The sequence below is a fragment of the Nocardioides massiliensis genome, from assembly GCF_030811215.1.
GTDB classification, from domain to species: domain Bacteria; phylum Actinomycetota; class Actinomycetes; order Propionibacteriales; family Nocardioidaceae; genus Nocardioides_A; species Nocardioides_A massiliensis.
Genome location: NZ_JAUSQM010000001.1, coordinates 411,559 through 427,007, shown reverse-complemented (window position 1 = coordinate 427,007; position 15,449 = coordinate 411,559). Strand labels below are relative to the sequence as shown.

The 15,449-nt window shown below is 71.5% G+C and carries 18 protein-coding genes; all 18 read left to right on the top strand.

All coding sequences use genetic code 11. The features are described from left to right. Nucleotides 1-12: 12 nt before the first annotated feature. On the top strand, nt 13-219 hold the full coding sequence (locus J2S59_RS02295) for a ferredoxin (protein WP_068122859.1): 207 nt from the start codon (nt 13-15) through the stop codon (nt 217-219). Between the two features lie 27 nt (nt 220-246). Further along, entirely contained in the window at nt 247-879 is a 633-nt protein-coding gene (locus J2S59_RS02290) for a hypothetical protein (protein WP_068122862.1), read from the top strand. Beyond that, nucleotides 876-2,345: an aldehyde dehydrogenase gene (locus tag J2S59_RS02285; protein WP_068122865.1), complete on the top strand. Its 1,470-nt coding sequence runs from the start codon at nt 876-878 to the stop codon at nt 2,343-2,345. Before J2S59_RS02290 ends, J2S59_RS02285 begins: the two co-directional genes overlap by 4 nt. Before the next feature lie 145 nt (nt 2,346-2,490). Then, nucleotides 2,491-3,282: an SDR family oxidoreductase gene (locus J2S59_RS02280; protein WP_068122869.1), complete on the top strand. Its 792-nt coding sequence runs from the start codon at nt 2,491-2,493 to the stop codon at nt 3,280-3,282. After that, nucleotides 3,279-4,154 carry an NAD(P)-dependent oxidoreductase gene (locus tag J2S59_RS02275; RefSeq protein WP_246360487.1) on the top strand — a complete coding sequence of 292 codons (876 nt, stop codon included), beginning with the start codon at nt 3,279-3,281 and terminating at the stop codon, nt 4,152-4,154. The genes J2S59_RS02280 and J2S59_RS02275 overlap by 4 nt, the downstream gene beginning before the upstream one ends. Next, nucleotides 4,154-4,534, top strand: a complete 381-nt coding sequence (locus J2S59_RS02270) for a carboxymuconolactone decarboxylase family protein (RefSeq protein WP_068122872.1) — start codon at nt 4,154-4,156, stop codon at nt 4,532-4,534. The genes J2S59_RS02275 and J2S59_RS02270 overlap by 1 nt, the downstream gene beginning before the upstream one ends. 155 nt (nt 4,535-4,689) lie before the next feature. After that, nucleotides 4,690-4,989, top strand: a complete 300-nt coding sequence (locus tag J2S59_RS02265; protein WP_068122875.1) for a WXG100 family type VII secretion target — start codon at nt 4,690-4,692, stop codon at nt 4,987-4,989. 248 nt (nt 4,990-5,237) lie between these two features. Beyond that, nucleotides 5,238-6,017 (top strand): SAF domain-containing protein, encoded by a 780-nt coding sequence (locus J2S59_RS02260; RefSeq protein ID WP_068122878.1) that lies wholly within the window; start codon nt 5,238-5,240, stop codon nt 6,015-6,017. Then, the gene (locus J2S59_RS02255; protein ID WP_068122881.1) at nt 6,014-6,799 is read left to right on the top strand and encodes a CpaE/TadZ family protein; all 786 of its coding nucleotides are present in this window, start codon (nt 6,014-6,016) and stop codon (nt 6,797-6,799) included. Before J2S59_RS02260 ends, J2S59_RS02255 begins: the two co-directional genes overlap by 4 nt. Beyond that, entirely contained in the window at nt 6,796-8,106 is a 1,311-nt protein-coding gene (locus tag J2S59_RS02250; protein ID WP_068122884.1) for a TadA family conjugal transfer-associated ATPase, read from the top strand. The genes J2S59_RS02255 and J2S59_RS02250 overlap by 4 nt, the downstream gene beginning before the upstream one ends. Before the next feature lies 1 nt (nt 8,107). Beyond that, nucleotides 8,108-8,977, top strand: a complete 870-nt coding sequence (locus J2S59_RS02245; protein ID WP_068122886.1) for a type II secretion system F family protein — start codon at nt 8,108-8,110, stop codon at nt 8,975-8,977. After that, entirely contained in the window at nt 8,974-9,897 is a 924-nt protein-coding gene (locus J2S59_RS02240) for a type II secretion system F family protein (protein ID WP_068122889.1), read from the top strand. The genes J2S59_RS02245 and J2S59_RS02240 overlap by 4 nt, the downstream gene beginning before the upstream one ends. A gap of 60 nt (nt 9,898-9,957) precedes the next feature. Further along, on the top strand, nt 9,958-10,182 hold the full coding sequence (locus tag J2S59_RS02235; protein WP_246360489.1) for a hypothetical protein: 225 nt from the start codon (nt 9,958-9,960) through the stop codon (nt 10,180-10,182). A 42-nt stretch (nt 10,183-10,224) separates the two neighbouring features. Next, entirely contained in the window at nt 10,225-10,644 is a 420-nt protein-coding gene (locus J2S59_RS02230) for a TadE family protein (RefSeq protein ID WP_246360491.1), read from the top strand. After that, nucleotides 10,641-11,069 carry a TadE family protein gene (locus J2S59_RS02225; protein WP_068122892.1) on the top strand — a complete coding sequence of 143 codons (429 nt, stop codon included), beginning with the start codon at nt 10,641-10,643 and terminating at the stop codon, nt 11,067-11,069. The genes J2S59_RS02230 and J2S59_RS02225 overlap by 4 nt, the downstream gene beginning before the upstream one ends. Next, nucleotides 11,066-11,503 carry a hypothetical protein gene (locus tag J2S59_RS02220; RefSeq protein WP_068122897.1) on the top strand — a complete coding sequence of 146 codons (438 nt, stop codon included), beginning with the start codon at nt 11,066-11,068 and terminating at the stop codon, nt 11,501-11,503. Before J2S59_RS02225 ends, J2S59_RS02220 begins: the two co-directional genes overlap by 4 nt. A 10-nt stretch (nt 11,504-11,513) precedes the next feature. Beyond that, a complete protein-coding gene (locus tag J2S59_RS02215; RefSeq protein WP_306824767.1) occupies nt 11,514-14,270 on the top strand; it encodes an AfsR/SARP family transcriptional regulator in 2,757 nt (918 codons plus the stop codon). A gap of 84 nt (nt 14,271-14,354) precedes the next feature. Continuing rightward, nucleotides 14,355-15,365 (top strand): YihY/virulence factor BrkB family protein, encoded by a 1,011-nt coding sequence (locus J2S59_RS02210; RefSeq protein ID WP_306824766.1) that lies wholly within the window; start codon nt 14,355-14,357, stop codon nt 15,363-15,365. Nucleotides 15,366-15,449: the final 84 nt, after the last annotated feature.

Below are 15,449 nucleotides of genomic sequence, written 5' to 3'. Positions count from 1 at the left end.
CAGGAGCCTGCGATGAGCTTCAAGGCGGTCGCCGACCTCGACCTGTGCCAGGGACACCAGATGTGCCAGGGCGAGGCGCCCGAGGTCTTCGGCTACGACGAGGAGACCGACAAGGTCGTCGTCCTCGAGGAGTTCCCCGACGAGTCCCAGCGGTCCGATGTCGAGTCGGCCGTCACCTACTGCCCAGCACTCGCGCTGGCCATCCAAGACATCACCTGAAGCCCCGACCCGAGGAAGTGAGCTGACATGTCGTTGACCCGTGCAGAGATCGAGGAGTTCTGGCAGACCTGGCTGGACGTCAACCGCGACGCCGAGCGCGGCGGCGACTGGCGCATCATGGCCGATTGGTACGCCGAGGACGCCACGTACGGCTGGATGTACACCCCCGACGAGCACTTCATGGCCGTCGGCCGCGAGCAGATCCGCGACTGGGCCATCGGCATCGAGATGGACGGCCTCGACGGCTGGCACTACGACTACCAGGTCGCGATGATCGACGAGCAGAAGTCGATGGTCGTCGGCTTCTGGAAGCAGAAGTCCGGCGTCATCAACGACGAGACCGGCCAGGAGTACGAGATCCTCGGCATCGGTGGCTCGTGGTTCGGCGTGGAGCGCCAGACCAGTGGTGCGGACGAGGGCAAGGTCAAGTTCGCCTGGCAGCGGGACTGGTTCGACCTCGGCTCCACGACGCACACGTTCATCGAGATGCTCAAGGCCAACAAGGCCCACCCCAACCTCAGCAAGCGCATGGAGGTCGCGGCCAAGCGCTGGGACGTGCCGGGCCACTACCGCTATGAGGACCTGCCGTCGCCGATCTGGCCGCCGGCCGTCGAGCGCGGTGACTACGTCACCCAGCCCTCGCCGGAGCCCGCCCCGTGAGCGGACAGGCGACCCTGCCGCCGGCAGCCCAGCAGCTCGTCGACGGCAAGCTCGGCCCGGCCTACGACGGAGCGACGTACGCCGTACGCAACCCGGCGACCGGCGAGGAGATCGGACACGTCCCCGACTCCGGTGCCGCCGACGTCGAGGCGGCGATCGCCGCGGCACGCCGGGCCTTCGACGAGACGACGTGGTCGACCGACCACGCCTTCCGCGCGCAGTGCCTGCGTCAGCTCCACCAGGCGCTGCTCGACAACGCCGAGGCGTTCAAGGCGCTGACCACCGCCGAGGTCGGCATGCCGTCGTTCATGATGGGCGCGGCAGGCTTCGACGTACCCGTCGAGGGGCTGATGTGGGTCACCGACCTGCTGGAGTCCTACGCGTTCGAGACGGACCTGGGTGTCGCGAAGCCGATGGGCATCGCGTCCCAGCGCACCGTGCGCCGCGAGGCGGTCGGCGTGGTCGCGGCGATCACGCCGTGGAACGTCCCCACCCAGATCAACCTCGCCAAGATCGGGCCGGCGCTGGCCGCCGGCTGCACGGTCGTGCTCAAGCCCGCCCCCGACACCCCGTGGCTGGCCTACGAGCTCGGCCGGCTGGTCGCCGAGCACACCGACATCCCGGCGGGCGTCTTCAACGTCGTCGCGCCGCGTGACAACACCGTCGCGGCGATGCTGACGACGGACCCACGCGTCGACATGGTCTCTTTCACCGGCTCGACCGCCACCGGCCGCGCGATCATGGCGGCCGCGGCGCCGACGCTGAAGAAGGTCTTCCTCGAGCTCGGCGGGAAGTCCGCGGCGATCGTCCTCGACGACGCCGACGTGGCTGCCGCCGCAGGTGCCGCCGCCTTCACCGCGTGCATCCACGCCGGCCAGGGGTGCGCGATCACGACGCGCCTGGTCGTGCCGCGTGAGAAGTACGACGAGGCGGTGCAGGTCGCGGCCGCGACGATGGAGTCCATCGGCGTCAAGGACCCGGCCGACCCCGGCGCCATCTGCGGTCCGGTCATCTCCCGCGCCCAGCGCGACCGGGTCGCGGACTACCTCCGCCTCGCCACCGAGGAGGGCGGCACGATCGCCACCGGGGGGTCGGTCATCGACCAGCCGGGCTACTGGGTCCAGCCGACCGTGGTCGCTGGCCTCGACAACTCCTCCCGGCTCGCGCAGGAGGAGATCTTCGGCCCGGTGCTCGTCGTCATCTCGCACGACGGTGACGACGACGCCGTCCGCATCGCCAACGACTCCGCCTACGGCCTCTCCGGGTCGGTGGAGTCAGGGGACGTCGAACGCGCCAAGGCCGTCGCCGCCCGCATCCGCACCGGCACCGTCGCCGTCAACGGCGCGGTCTGGTTCAGCCCCGACGCGCCGTTCGGCGGCTACAAGCAGTCCGGCCTCGGCCGGGAGATGGGGGTCCTCGGCTTCGAGGAGTACCTCGAGGTCAAGACGATCGCGTCGCCCGCGTGAGCCTGCGAACGCGGGCGAAGTGCGATCGGGTCGAGTAGCCGCACGACCGAGGAACGAGGTCGTGACCGGCGTATCGAGACACCGGTGACGGTCCCGCAGACCGCAACCACCACCCGTACCACCGACACCACCACCAAGGAGAGACATGGTCTCGACAAGCTCGACCGACGAGGGTCGCTCGACCGGCGTAGGTCGCCTCCAGGACAAGGTCGTCATCGTCACCGGTGCCGCGCAGGGCATCGGCGAGGCCTACGCGAAGGCGATCGCCAAGGAGGGCGCGGCGGTGGTCGTCGCGGACCTCAACACCGACTCCGGCGAGCGGGTCGCCAAGGAGATCGAGGCCGACGGCGGGCGCGCGGTCTTCGTGCGTACCGACGTCTCCGACCAGGCCTCCGCCGAGGCGGCAGCGGCCGCGGCGGTCGAGAGCTTCGGCGGCATCGACGGGCTGGTCAACAACGCAGCGATCTATGGCGACATGCAGTTCGACCTGCTGATCAGTGTCGACTGGGACTACTACCGCAGGTTCATGAGCGTCAACATGGACGGCGCGCTGGTCATGACGCGCGCGGTCTACACGCACATGCAGAAGCGTGGCGGGGGCTCCATCGTCAACCAGAGCTCGACAGCGGCCTACCTCTACTCCGGCTTCTACGGGCTGGCCAAGGTGGGCGTCAACGGTCTCACCCAGCAGCTGGCCCACGAGGTCGGCGGGATGGGCATCCGGGTCAACGCGATCGCCCCGGGGCCCACGGACACCGCCGCCACCCGCACGCAGGCGGGCGATGCCTCCAAGGAGCTGGTGAAGAACCTCGCGATCAAGCGCATGGGCCAGGTCGACGACATGGTCGGTGCCTGCCTGTTCCTGCTCTCCGACGAGGCCGCATGGGTGACCGCCCAGATCCTCGCGGTCGACGGCGGGCAGGTCTTCCGCCCGTGACGGCGCTGCGGGTCGGGTTCGTCGGGCTCGGCAACATCGGCAAGCCGATGGCGCTGCGGCTCGCGGCAGCCGACGACATCGAGCTGACCGTCTTCGACGTGGCGCCCGAACCACTCGCCGAGCTGGAGCGCGCCGGGGCGAGTGTCGCCGACAGCGTGGCGGCACTCGGCGTACGCGTGGACGTCGTGTGCGTGATGGTGCGCGACGACGCCCAGGTCCGTGACGTCCTCGGCGAGCTGCTCGGCGTGACGGGTGACGCGCAGACCGTGGTCATCCACTCGACCGTGGCGCCGACGACTGCCGAGGAGCTGGCCGACACCGCGGCCCGGCACGGGGTCAGCGTTCTCGACGCGCCTGTCTCCGGAGGTCCCATGGGGGCGGCGGACGGGACGCTGGCCATCATGGTGGGCGCCGACGACGGAGCCTTCGAGCGCGCCGCGCCGGCACTGCGGGCGATGGGGTCGAAGGTGGTCCACGCCGGACCGGTCGGCGCCGGCACGAGGTTCAAGCTTGCCCGCAACATGCTGCATTTCGTCGCCTTCACGGCCGCGACCGAGGCGCAGCGGCTCGCCGAGGCGGCGGGTCTCGACCTCAAGGCGCTCGGCGACGTGGTCCGCCACACCGACGCGATCACCGGTGGTCCGGGGGCGATCATGCACCGCGAGACCGCCGCGCCGCTCGCGCCCGACGACTTCTGGTACGGCGTCTTCGACCACGTACGGGCCCTGGGGGAGAAGGACCTCGGGTTCGCGATCGAGCTCGCCGAGCAGCTCGGCGTGGAGGTACCGCTCGCCGAGCTGGCCCTGGAGCGTCTCGCCCCCGGTCTCGGGCTGCCCCCCACCGATCCGAGCCGCACCGAAGGAGAGCACTGATGGGCAAGTTCGACGACCTTCCGGAGACCCGCCGCCGCGGCCTCGAACGCATGGAGCAGGTCTACGGCTTCGACATGACCGACGGCACCGGGGACTTCTTCCGCTACACCGCCGACCACCTGTTCGCCGACATCTGGGAGCGACCGGGCTTGTCCGACCGCGACCGGCGACTGTTGCTCATCGGTCTGTTGTCCGGCAGTGGCGGCGCCGACGTCCTGGGCATCCAGGTGCCGGCCGCGCTGGCGGCGGGAGAGCTCGACGCCGAGGAGCTGCGCGAGATCGTGATCTTCTTGTCCCACTACGCCGGCTGGCCCAACGGGGCGCGGATCAACTCGATCGTCGAGAACGCCGTCGCCCAAGCCAGCCGTCCGCCGAAGTAGGACGCCGTCGTCACGCGCGGCGGGGCCCCGGAACAGGGGTGTTTTCCGGCCTGGGTGTGAGGTTATGCTCGACGCTGTCGAAACCCGGGGTGATTCCCGGAGACCACATCGGTCGTCGGGGGACCGGAGTCAACTACCGAAAGGATCGGCACATCATGGCGAACGTGAACGTCACCTATGCAGAGATGGAGACGGCGGCCACCAAGCTCAAGGACGGGCGCACCGAGATCGACGGCGTCCTGTCGCAGCTGCAGGCTCTCGTGAAGGACCTCGTCAACGGCGGCTACGTCACCGACGCCTCGTCGAAGGCGTTCGACGCCTCCTACGAGGAGTTCAACACCGGTGTCACCAAGACCATCGAGGGTCTGGACGGCATGGGTGAGTACCTCAACCAGGCCGCCAAGGCGCTGCGCGAGACCGACGAGCAGCTGGCTTCCGCCCTCAACAAGGGCTGATCCGCCGCTTCACGCACGACACCGACGAGGTGTCCGTCCGCCCTCGGGGGTGGCCGGGCACCTCGTTCGCGTGGGGGCCGATTGGCCTGCGCGCCCGGTGGTTTGGCACGATCCAGCCAGGGGGAAAAGTCCGCGGGGGCCGAAGGCTAACTCGGGGGCTTTTGATCCTTACACTCACCTGCGGACGTGTCGTCGTGGTGGACCATGGCGATGCGGGACCGCATTCGTAGGATCAGGGGGATCGACACATGACGCAGGACGGTGCTGCCGCCACGGCAACCGGCGGCTCGACGGGGGGCTCGTCCAAGGACGACCGTCAGCGCCAGCGGGCCGCGCGCGGCATCCGCAGCCGCGCGGCAGCCAGCGGCCCGACCGATCGGCCCACCCCGCCGCGTCGCCGTCGGCCCGCGCTGGCCGCCCTCGCGGTGCTGCTCATCGTCGGCGGGGCCGCGCTCGCGGGTCTGCTGGCACTGCGGTTGGACTCCCGTGAGTACGTCCTCGTCGTGGGCCAGGACATGGCCATCGGCCAGGAGTTCACCACCGACAACCTGCTGCGCAAGCGGGTGGCCTCGGAGGGCGACATGCTGATCCGGGAGGCCGACGCCGACCAGGTTATCGGCGCCTACGCACGCAGCGCCCTGCGGGCGGGCCAGTTCCTCGACGAGACCATGGTCGACCGGAACCCGCCCGTGCCCGACGACCTGGTCCAGGTGGGCATCCCGCTGGTCTCGACCAACGTCCCGCCCGGCCTGCGCGCCGGCGACGAGGTCCGGTTGATCCGTGTGGGCGAGACCAGCGTCGCCGCAGAGCCGTTGGCCACCGGCCTGGTCACCGCCACCGACACCGCCGGGGGTGGGGACGACATCGCCGGTGGGTCGGCCGCGCGACTCGCCACCATCGTCGTGCCGGCGGACGCGGCGGACGGCGTCGTCGATGCCGCCGCCACCAACCGGCTGGGGGTCGCGCTCATCGGTCGTGGGGCCTCGCTCGAGGACGTCACGCTGACGATCCTGGAGTCGTCGTCGTGAGCCTGATCTCCTTCGTCTCGGCCAAGGGATCGCCCGGCGTCACCCGCACCGTCGCCGGGCTCGCCCGGGTCTGGCCCCGCAAGAGCGTCGTCGCCGACCTCGACCCGATCGGGGGCGACCTGACCTACGTCCTGCGCGACCCGGACGGCGAGCCGCTCGGTGAGGACCGGGGGCTGTTGTCGCTCGGTGCCGCGGTCCGCGGGGGCGCACGCTCTGCGGTCGCGGACCACGTCCAGCCGACCGCCGACGGGCTCTCCGTGCTGGTCGGCGTGGCGCGCCCGAGCCAGGTGCAGGCGCTGGGCGCCTCCTGGCCACACGTCGCCGGCTCGCTGGCGGCGTACGACGGCGACGTCTTGGTCGACTGCGGACGCGTGCACCCCGGTGCCGCGACCATGCCGGTGCTCGAGCGCTCCGACGCCGTCGTGTTCGTCCTGCGCTCCGACGTGCCCAGTGTCGCGCACCTGCGAGAGCGCCTCACCGGACTCCGCGAACCACTGCGCATCGGCGCCATCGACGGGATCCCGATCGGGTTCGTCGTCGTGGGCGACCCCAAGGAGCAGCGCGCGGCTGACGACATCGAGCGGTTGCTCGCCTCGGCCGGCATCACGGCGACCTCGCTGGGTGTCGTGGCGCACGACCCCAAGACGCTGCGCATCCTGCACACCGAGGACGGCCGCGCCGTACGCCGTTCGGTGCTGGTGCGATCGCTGGTCGACCTCGCCGGCCGCGTGGAGTCCCTGGCCGCGTCGCGCACCCTCGCCACCCAGGCGGTCGTGCGATGAGCGTCGACCAGCAGCTCCTGCGCACCCTGCGCGAGCAGGTCGCCGACACCCTGTCGCGCAAGCGGCGCGAGGACGCCGAGGCGGGTCTGCCGCCGATGAACAGCGACGACGAGCGGCAGTTCGCCCGCTCGGTCATCTCGCAGGTCCTCGAGGCCCACGCCCGGGCGGAGATCCAGGCGGGCCGCACGCCGCCGGACCACCAGAGTGAGGCCGAGCTCGCCGACGGCATCCACGCCGCGCTCTACGGAGTGGGGCGGCTGCAGCCGCTGCTCGACGACCCCGAGGTCGAGAACATCGACATCAACGGCTACGACAACGTCTTCGTCGGCTATGCCAACGGCGAGGAGCGCCGCCTGCCGCCGGTCGCCGACAGCGACGACGAGCTGGTCGAGCTGGTCCAGGTCCTGGGTGCCTACTCCGGTCTCACCAGTCGGCCGTTCGACTCCGCCAACCCGCAGCTCGACCTGCGACTGCCTGACGGCAGCCGGCTCTCGGCAGTGATGGGCGTGACCCCGCGCCCGTCCCTCTCGATCCGCCGTGCGCGCCTGAGCCGGGTCTCGCTGGACATGCTCGTCGACAGCGGGACGATGACGCCGGAGCTCGCGGCGTTCCTGTCGGCGGCGGTCGCGGCCCGCAAGAACATCATGATCGCCGGGGCCACCAACGCTGGGAAGACGACGTTGCTCCGAGCGCTCGCCAACGAGATCCCGCCGCACGAGCGCCTCATCACCGTCGAGCGGGCACTCGAGCTCGGACTGGGAGAGTTCCCCGACCTGCACCCCAACGTGGTCGCCTTCGAGGAGCGACTGCCCAACTCCGAGGGGCAGGGTGCCATCGGCATGGCCGACCTGGTGCGCCGCTCGCTGCGCATGAACCCCAGCCGGGTCATCGTCGGTGAGGTCCTCGGTGACGAGATCGTGACGATGCTCAACGCGATGAGCCAGGGCAACGACGGCTCGCTGTCGACCATTCACGCCAACTCCTCCCTCGAGGTGTTCAACCGGATCTCCACCTACGCCATCCAGTCGGTCGAGCGGTTGCCTGCCGAGGCGACGATGATGCTGATCGCCGGCGCGATCGACTTCGTCGTGTTCGTCGAGCGGCGCAACCTCTTCGCCACCGGGGGTGGGCTGCGCCGCATGATCACGTCGGTCCGTGAGGTCAACGGCGTCGACGGACGCGTGCTCTCCAGCGAGGTCTTCAAGGAGGGACCCGAGGGGTACGCCGTCGCGGCCGCCCCGGTCAGCTGTCTCGACGAGCTCGTCGCCGTCGGCTACGAGCCGGTCCACAGCGGCGCGGAGTTCTGACGTGCTGACCGTCGAGCTCGTCCTCATCGTCCTCGTCGGCGCGGGCGTCGGCGCGGCCGGTGTCCTGCTCATCTACGCCCTCCGTCCGGTCGAGGAGAAGCCGCACGCGGACGAGCCGTCGTCCTTGCTCCCGATGCTGCGCGCCGCCGGCACCCGGATCCCGATCGCGGTCGGCGTTGCGCTGCTGACCCTCGTCCTCACCCAGTGGGTCGTGCTGGCCGCCGCCATCGGTGTGCTGATCTTCTTCGCGCCCGCGCTGGTCGGGGGCGCGGCCTCGGAGAAGGCGGCGATCGCCAAGATCGAGGGCCTCGCCGCCTGGACCGAGTCCCTGCGCGACACGATCGCGGGTGCCGTCGGTCTCGAGCAGGCGATCCCCGCCACGGCGTACGCCGCCGCACCCTCGGTGGCCGGCCACCTCGGTGTCCTCGCCGACCGGTTGCGGGTCCGGACGCCGCTTCCCGTCGCGCTCCAGCGCTTCGCCGACGACCTCGACGACGCCAGCGCGGACCTGATCGTCGCCGCGCTGATCCTCAACGCCCGACTGCGTGGCCCGGGCCTGCGCGACGTGTTGTCGTCCCTCGCCGAGTCGGCTCGCGAGGAGCTGGAGATGCGTCGTCGCGTGAGCGCGAGCCGGGCCAGCACGCGCCGCAGCGTGCAGCTCGTCATCGCCATCACGGTGCTCTTCGTCTTCGGCCTGGCGATCTTCAACCGCAGCTACGTGGAGCCCTACAACACCCCCCTCGGCCAGGTCGTCCTGCTGGCCATCCTGGCGCTCTTCGCCGCCGGGTTCTTGTGGATGCGCCGGCTCTCCGCGTTCGACCTGCCCGAGCGGTTCCTGCGCTCGGCGGAGACGACGGGACAGCGCGGATGACCCCGGTCCTGCTCCTCGGCGCCGTGGCCGGCTTCGGCGTCCTGCTGCTGGTGCTGCAGTTCGACCGGGGCACGGGCACCGCTGCCGCCGAGCTCGCGCGGCTCGACTCCGCCCGAGCCCGGGCCTCCGCCACGCGGACGCTGACCAGCGGTCAGCACCGCGGCGACACCGAGTCGTTGCGGGTCCGGCGCTTCGGTGCCCGGATCTGGGCGCAGCTGGAGGCCCGTGGATGGCGTGCCCCGGCCGGCTTGCGCGCCGACCTCGCGGTGATGGGCCAGTCGATGGAGCAGTTCCTCGGCCAGACCGCGCTGGGTGCGGTCGCCGGTCTGGTCGTCCCGCCGATGCTGCTGGTGCTGATGGACGCGGTCGGACTGGGGCTCGGGAGCGCGTCCATCCCCGTGTGGGTCGCTCTCATCGGGGCGCTCGTCGGGGGCTATCTCACCCGGTCGCAGCTCGCCAGTGCGGCCAAGGAGCGGCGGCGCGACTTCCGCCACGTCGTCAGCGCCTTCCTCGACCTGGTGGCGATGAACCTCGCCGGGGGCCGCGGCGTGCCGGAGGCGCTGCAGGCGGCATCGTCGATCTCCGACGGCTGGGCCATGGTCCGGATCCGTGACACGATGGAGGCGGCCCGCCTGCAGGGTGTCACCCCGTGGGCCGCTCTCGGTGATCTCGGCTCGGACATGGCGGTGGAGGAGTTGCGTGACCTGGCAGCCGCACTCGCACTCGTCGCCGAGGACGGCGCGAAGGTCCGCGACTCGCTGTCCGCCCGTGCGGCCTCGATGCGCCAGCGGGAGCTCGCGGACGCGGAGAGCCGCGCAGCAGAGCAGTCCCAGTCGATGCTCGTCGCCCAGCTGCTGCTGGCCGTGGGCTTCCTGTTGTTCCTGATGTATCCCGCCGTCGCCAACGTGCTCGGCATCTGAGGTCCAGACCACGTCCGTCACCGACAACCAGTGCCAGTCCCTCGAGACACGGAGAGAACAATGCTCAGTTTCAGCCCCACCCACCCGGTCGGCTTCCTGATGATGCTCGCCGCGGTGCACCACGACCGCGCCCGTCGCGCGGAGCGGGGCGCGTCCGCGGTCGAGTGGGTCATCATCGCCGCGATCGTGGCCGCCATCGCCATCGCGATCGGCGCCGTCCTGCGCGGTGCGCTGACGGACAAGGCCGGCCAGATCGGCGAGGACATCGGCGGTGCCGGCGGCTGAGGCCGCACCACCGACCGACACCTGTGAGAAGGAGAGGGGACCGTGATCACCAGGGCAGCGGACCGGCGACGCCGCACCAGACGCCGTCGGGACGAAGGGGGCGCCAGCGCGATCGAGCTGGTGCTCTACATGCCCCTGCTCATGATCGCGATCCTCCTCGCGGTGCAGTTCTGTCTCACCTATCTCGGGGTCCAGGCGGCCTCGGCCGCAGCACGCGAGGGCAACCGGGTCGCCCGGGTCACCGGGTCGATCGCCGACGGCACCAACACCGCGCGCGACTACGCCCGCGACATCGGCCGAGGCGTGCTGGAGTCTCCGCAGGTCAGCGTCCAGCGCATCGGTGACGTGATGCGCACCCGGGTCTCCGGCGACGCCCCCCGGATCGTGCCTTTCCTGCCGGTCACCGGCGTCGAGGAGACCGTCGAGGGCCCGGTCGAGCAGTTCATGGAGGACACCGGATGAGCGGCCTCCTGAGACGCCGGCACGCACGCAGCCGGGACCGGGGTTCGATGGCGGTCGAGGTCGTGCTGATGATCCCGGTGTTGGTGATGTTCATGCTGCTGGTCGTCGCCGGCGGTCGCTACGTCACCGCGCGAGCCGACATCGAGGCGGTCGCCCGCGACGCGGCGCGGGCTGCGTCGTACGAACGCTCCGACAGCGCTGCCCGGATCGCCGCGGCACGCGCTGTGGACCGGGGTCTCGCCGACGCCGCTGACTGCGACCCGCCGAACTTCTCCGGCACCCGCTTCGAAGCCGGTGGGGTGGTCGTTGTGCGACTCAACTGCCGGGTACGCAACCAGGACCTGGGCCTCATCGGCCTGGGTGGGTCGCTCCCGATCTCGGCCGACTCCGCCGCGCCGCTCGAGACCTACCGGAGGACCGGATGAGCCGCCGTCCCGACGTACGCCGCGGCCGAGGAGCACGCGAGCGCGGTGCCGCCTCGGTCTTCGTCGTCGGCATGTCCATCATGCTCTTCGTCTGTGCCGGCCTCGTCGTCGATGGCGGGCTCGCCATCAACGCCCGGATGACCGTCGCCGACGACGCCGAGCAGGCGTCGCGGGTCGGCGCCGACACCATCGACCTCGACCGGCTCCGCGCCACCGGTGAGATCCGGATCGACGAGATCGGCGCCGGCAACCGCGTCCAGCAGTTCATGGCCGACCGCGGCTACTCCGGCGGCCAGTACTCCGTCACCGCGAACTTCGACAGTGTGACCGTCACCGTGCGCGACCGCGTGGACTCGATGTTCCTGCAGGTGGTCGCCATACCCGGCTTCGACGTCGAGGCGTCTGCCACCTCGTCGCCGGAGACGGACTTCTAGGGGGAATCAGATGACCGAGCAGTCCACCGACCCGACGGGCACCGCCCGGCCGGGGGAGACGACGCTGAGCCAGGCGCCCGACCCGAACCGCTTCACCGGGACGCGCAAACCGGAGGAGCGACCCGAACGCCGCTTCGGGGAGGTGATCGGCGCCGGCTTCGCGCTGCTCCTGCTCGTCGTCGGTCTGCCCGCAGCCCTCCTGGCGCTGGGCGCACCGCCGCCCATCCCGACACAGGCGCCGTCCCTGGCACAGATCGCGCGTGAGCTCAGCGCCGAGGACCTCATCACCGTCCTGGTCGCGATCGTCTGGTTGACCTGGCTCTACTTCCTCGTCTGCGTCGTGGTCGAGGTGGTCGCTGCCCTGCGCGGCGGACTCGCCCGTTCGGTTCCGTTGGCCGGCCCGTTGCAGAGTCTCGCGCGGATCCTGGTCGGTGCGCTGCTCATGACGGGCATCCTCGCCGCGCCCGCACAGGCCGCGATGGGCGACGGCGGGGCCGCTGCTTCCGCGGGTCCCGCGGTGACCGCCACGCAGGTCGCCGGCAGCGTCGGTGTCGGCGCTGTCGTCGGCACCGTGGAGGGTGCCGCGGCGGTCGACCAGGACGTCGCCGACCAGGTCGAGCAGCGTCTCGAGGGACACAAGGTCTACACCGTCAAGGCACCGCAGAACGGCTACCACGACAACCTCTGGGACATCGCCGAGCGGCACCTCGGCGACGGGCGCCGCTACACCGAGATCTTCGAGCTCAACAAGGACCGCATCCAGCCGGACGGCCGCCGCCTCGACCTGGCTCGCCTCATCCACCCCGGGTGGGAGCTGGTCATGCCGGAGGACGCCAGCGGTGTCCCGCGGTTCCACGCCCCGGTGGAGGCGCCCGCCGCGCCGCAGCCCGGCGGGGCACTCGCGGGTGCGGACGCCGGCGTCGAGGTCGGTGCGGGCGCAGGCGCCGACGCCGGCGATGCGGCCTCCGGCGAGGAAAGTGTCAGCCAGGCCGCCCAGGGTGCGGGCGGGCTGGTCGCCGCCGCCGTCCTGGGGGCGCTGCTGCTGGCGCGTCGCCGTCGACTGGGCCGTCGCCCGGAGGACGACGCCCTCGCGGCAGAGGAGCAGCTGCGGGTCTCCGCGACGCCCGAGCGGGCTTCGTGGCTCGACGTCGTGCTGCGCGACCTCGCGTTGCGCTGCCGCCAGGCACAGCTCGCACTGCCCCCGGCGTACGCCGCCATCGTCGGCGACGACGGCATCGAGCTGCGACTCGCGCCCGCTCTCTCCTCGGCGCCCGAGGGGTGGCAGGTCGCCGAGGACGGCGCGGTGTGGCGGCGTACGGCCGACCTGCCTCCGCTCGCCGCGGCGGCCACGGAGGTCGCGCCGTACCCCGGTCTGGTCAGCATCGGTGTCGACGACGACGGCCGTGACGTGCTGATCGACCTCGAGGCGGCCGGCGGCATGATCGCGCTGACCGGTGACGCCACGGTGGCGAGCCAGGTCGCGGCCTCGGTCGCGGTCCAGACCGCTACCGCTGCGTGGGCCGAGGGCATCTCCGTGACGGCCGCCGGGTTGCCCCACGGCGTGGAGGAGATCGGCGACGCGCGGCTGCGCGTCACCGACGACCTCCGCTCCGAGCTCGAGGGGTTCGAGGCCTCGATCGCCAACCTGCGTGGCGACGTCCTGTCCGGCCGGATGTCGCGCCGCGGCTTCTCCGCCTCCCAGCTGGTCGTGTGCGGGCTGGTGCCCGACGACGACGTGGCCGACCGGCTGCGACTGCTGACGGGTCGCGGTCGTCAGGCGTTCTCCGTGCTGATCGCCGGCGACCACCGCAGCGCCCGCTGGCGCCTCACGGTCGACGAGAACGGCGTCCTGGAGCTGCCGCAGCTGCAGCTCTCGGTCCACGCCAACCGGATGTCCGCGGCCGAGGTCGAGGCCGTCGCCGAGCTCTTCGGTGCCTCCCGTGAGGAGCCGGTCGACCACGGCGACCGGGTCGCGATCCCGGCACCGGCCCGTGCCCACGACGACGCCGCCTGGGCGACCGCGGAGCGGCGCGTGGGCGTCCTCGGTCCGGTCGCGGTCCAGGGCGGCGGTGTGCTCCCCGAGGAGCGCGCGGAGCTGGCCCGCGAGATGGTCGTCTTCCTCGCCATGCAGCCCGAGCCGGTGCACCCCAACGTGCTCGCCGGCGCGATCTGGCCGCGCGGTGTGACCGCCGACGTCCGCGATCGCACCGTCGAGCGCGTGCGCGCCTGGCTCGGCACGGCCGAGGACGGCACGCACTACCTGCGCGCCGACGCCGACGGCCGGCTGTCCCTGGCCGACGGTGCTGTCTGCGACTGGGACGCCGTGCGCACGCTGCTCATCTCCTCGCGTCAGGCCAGCTCGGCGCGCGACGAGGTCGAGAAGCTGCGCCGAGCCCTGCAGCTGGTCCGCGGCGAGCCGTTCGCGGCGACGCCCACCGGACGCTACGGCTGGGTGGCGCGCGAGGACCTGCCGCGGGTGATCGCCCGCGTGCTGATCGACGCGTCCCACCGGCTCGCCACGCTGCTGCTCGACGACGACCCCAACGGTGCCGTGCAGGCGGCCGAGGCCGGCCTGCGGGTGGCCCCGGGCAGCCAGCTGCTGTGGCGTGACCTCATCCGGGCGCGTCATGGTGCGACCGGCATCGCCGGCGTCCAGCAGACGCTCGACCAGATGGGCGACGGCCTGGCCGGCGTACCTCTCGAGCCCGAGACCGAGGCGCTGGTCCAGGACTTCCTCCCCGACTCCGGCACGATCGCCGCCGGCTGACCCGCCCCCGCAGACGTCATACGTTGTCTGGGCTAGAGGCCCAGAAACGTAGGACGTCCTGGACCAGCGGCTAGATTGCCCCGCATGGGCCTGGTGGGAGCGCTCGACCGCGGGCAGCGGAGGTTCCCGCCGGTGGGCCTGCCGCTGGCGGTCGTCTACAAGTTCTTCGACGATCAGGGCGCCTACCTCGCCGCGATCATCACCTACTACGCGTTCGTCGCGGTCTTCCCGCTGTTGCTCCTGGCCAGCTCGATCCTCGGGTTCCTGCTCCAGGACAACCCCGAGCTGCAACAGCAGGTGCTCGACTCCGCCTTGGCGCAGTTCCCGATCGTCGGCGACCAGCTCGGCCGGCCCGAGGGCCTCACCGGATCCACCAGCGCGGTCGTGGTCGGCTCGCTCGTCGCGCTCTACGGGTCGCTCGGCCTCGGCACCGCCGCCCAGAACGCCATGAACGTCGCATGGTCCGTGCCGCGCAACAGCCGGCCGAACCCGATCCTGCTGCGGCTGCGCAGCCTGTTCCTGCTGGTCGTCGCAGGCAGCGCGGTCCTCGGGCTGACCGCCCTGTCGATCGCCATCCGGGAGACGGGTCTGATCGGCGGTGAGGACCCGCCGGTGCCGCGGTGGGTGGTGTCGCTCGCGGCCGCCCTGGTGCTGGCCCTGGTGCTCACGCTGCTCTTCCGCGTGGCCGCCGCGCGTGACCACCCGTGGTGGTACGCCGTGCCGGGCGGGTTGTTCGTGGCGATCGGTTGGCAGGTGCTGCAGGTGGCCTCCACGACGTACGTCAACCGGGTCCTGATCGAGACCTCTGCGATGAACCAGACCTTCGGGCTCGTCCTCGGCCTGATCGGCCTGATCTTCCTCGCCGCGGTCATCGCAGTGCTCGGCATCGAGCTCAACGTGGTCGTGACCCGCCGGTTGTGGCCGCGCGCGCTGCTCACCCCGTTCACCGACGGGGTCGAGCTGACGCCTGCCGACGAGCGCGCGTACGCCAGCTATGCCAAGGCACAGCGGCACAAGGGCTTCGAGCAGGTGGTCGTGGTCTTCGACAAGGCAGGCGAGGCCGCCGACGACGACGATCCGTCCGCGTCTCGCTGAGCAGCGCCCAGACCCCGTGGATCGAGTGGAGCGGTGCCCTGAGCGGAGTCGAAGGGTCGAGATGCGGTGGATCGAGCGGAGCGG

Excerpts from the sequence above, each read along its gene's own strand:
- J2S59_RS02295 (WP_068122859.1), top strand. The coding sequence starts at position 13 with ATGAGCTTCAAGGCGGTCGCCGACCTCGACCTGTGCCAGGGACACCAG.
- J2S59_RS02290 (WP_068122862.1), top strand. The coding sequence starts at position 247 with ATGTCGTTGACCCGTGCAGAGATCGAGGAGTTCTGGCAGACCTGGCTG.
- J2S59_RS02280 (WP_068122869.1), top strand. The coding sequence starts at position 2,491 with ATGGTCTCGACAAGCTCGACCGACGAGGGTCGCTCGACCGGCGTAGGT.
- J2S59_RS02270 (WP_068122872.1), top strand. The coding sequence starts at position 4,154 with ATGGGCAAGTTCGACGACCTTCCGGAGACCCGCCGCCGCGGCCTCGAA.
- J2S59_RS02265 (WP_068122875.1), top strand. The coding sequence starts at position 4,690 with ATGGCGAACGTGAACGTCACCTATGCAGAGATGGAGACGGCGGCCACC.
- J2S59_RS02260 (WP_068122878.1), top strand. The coding sequence starts at position 5,238 with ATGACGCAGGACGGTGCTGCCGCCACGGCAACCGGCGGCTCGACGGGG.
- J2S59_RS02250 (WP_068122884.1), top strand. The coding sequence starts at position 6,796 with ATGAGCGTCGACCAGCAGCTCCTGCGCACCCTGCGCGAGCAGGTCGCC.
- J2S59_RS02240 (WP_068122889.1), top strand. The coding sequence starts at position 8,974 with ATGACCCCGGTCCTGCTCCTCGGCGCCGTGGCCGGCTTCGGCGTCCTG.
- J2S59_RS02235 (WP_246360489.1), top strand. The coding sequence starts at position 9,958 with ATGCTCAGTTTCAGCCCCACCCACCCGGTCGGCTTCCTGATGATGCTC.
- J2S59_RS02225 (WP_068122892.1), top strand. The coding sequence starts at position 10,641 with ATGAGCGGCCTCCTGAGACGCCGGCACGCACGCAGCCGGGACCGGGGT.
- J2S59_RS02220 (WP_068122897.1), top strand. The coding sequence starts at position 11,066 with ATGAGCCGCCGTCCCGACGTACGCCGCGGCCGAGGAGCACGCGAGCGC.
- J2S59_RS02215 (WP_306824767.1), top strand. The coding sequence starts at position 11,514 with ATGACCGAGCAGTCCACCGACCCGACGGGCACCGCCCGGCCGGGGGAG.
- J2S59_RS02210 (WP_306824766.1), top strand. The coding sequence starts at position 14,355 with ATGGGCCTGGTGGGAGCGCTCGACCGCGGGCAGCGGAGGTTCCCGCCG.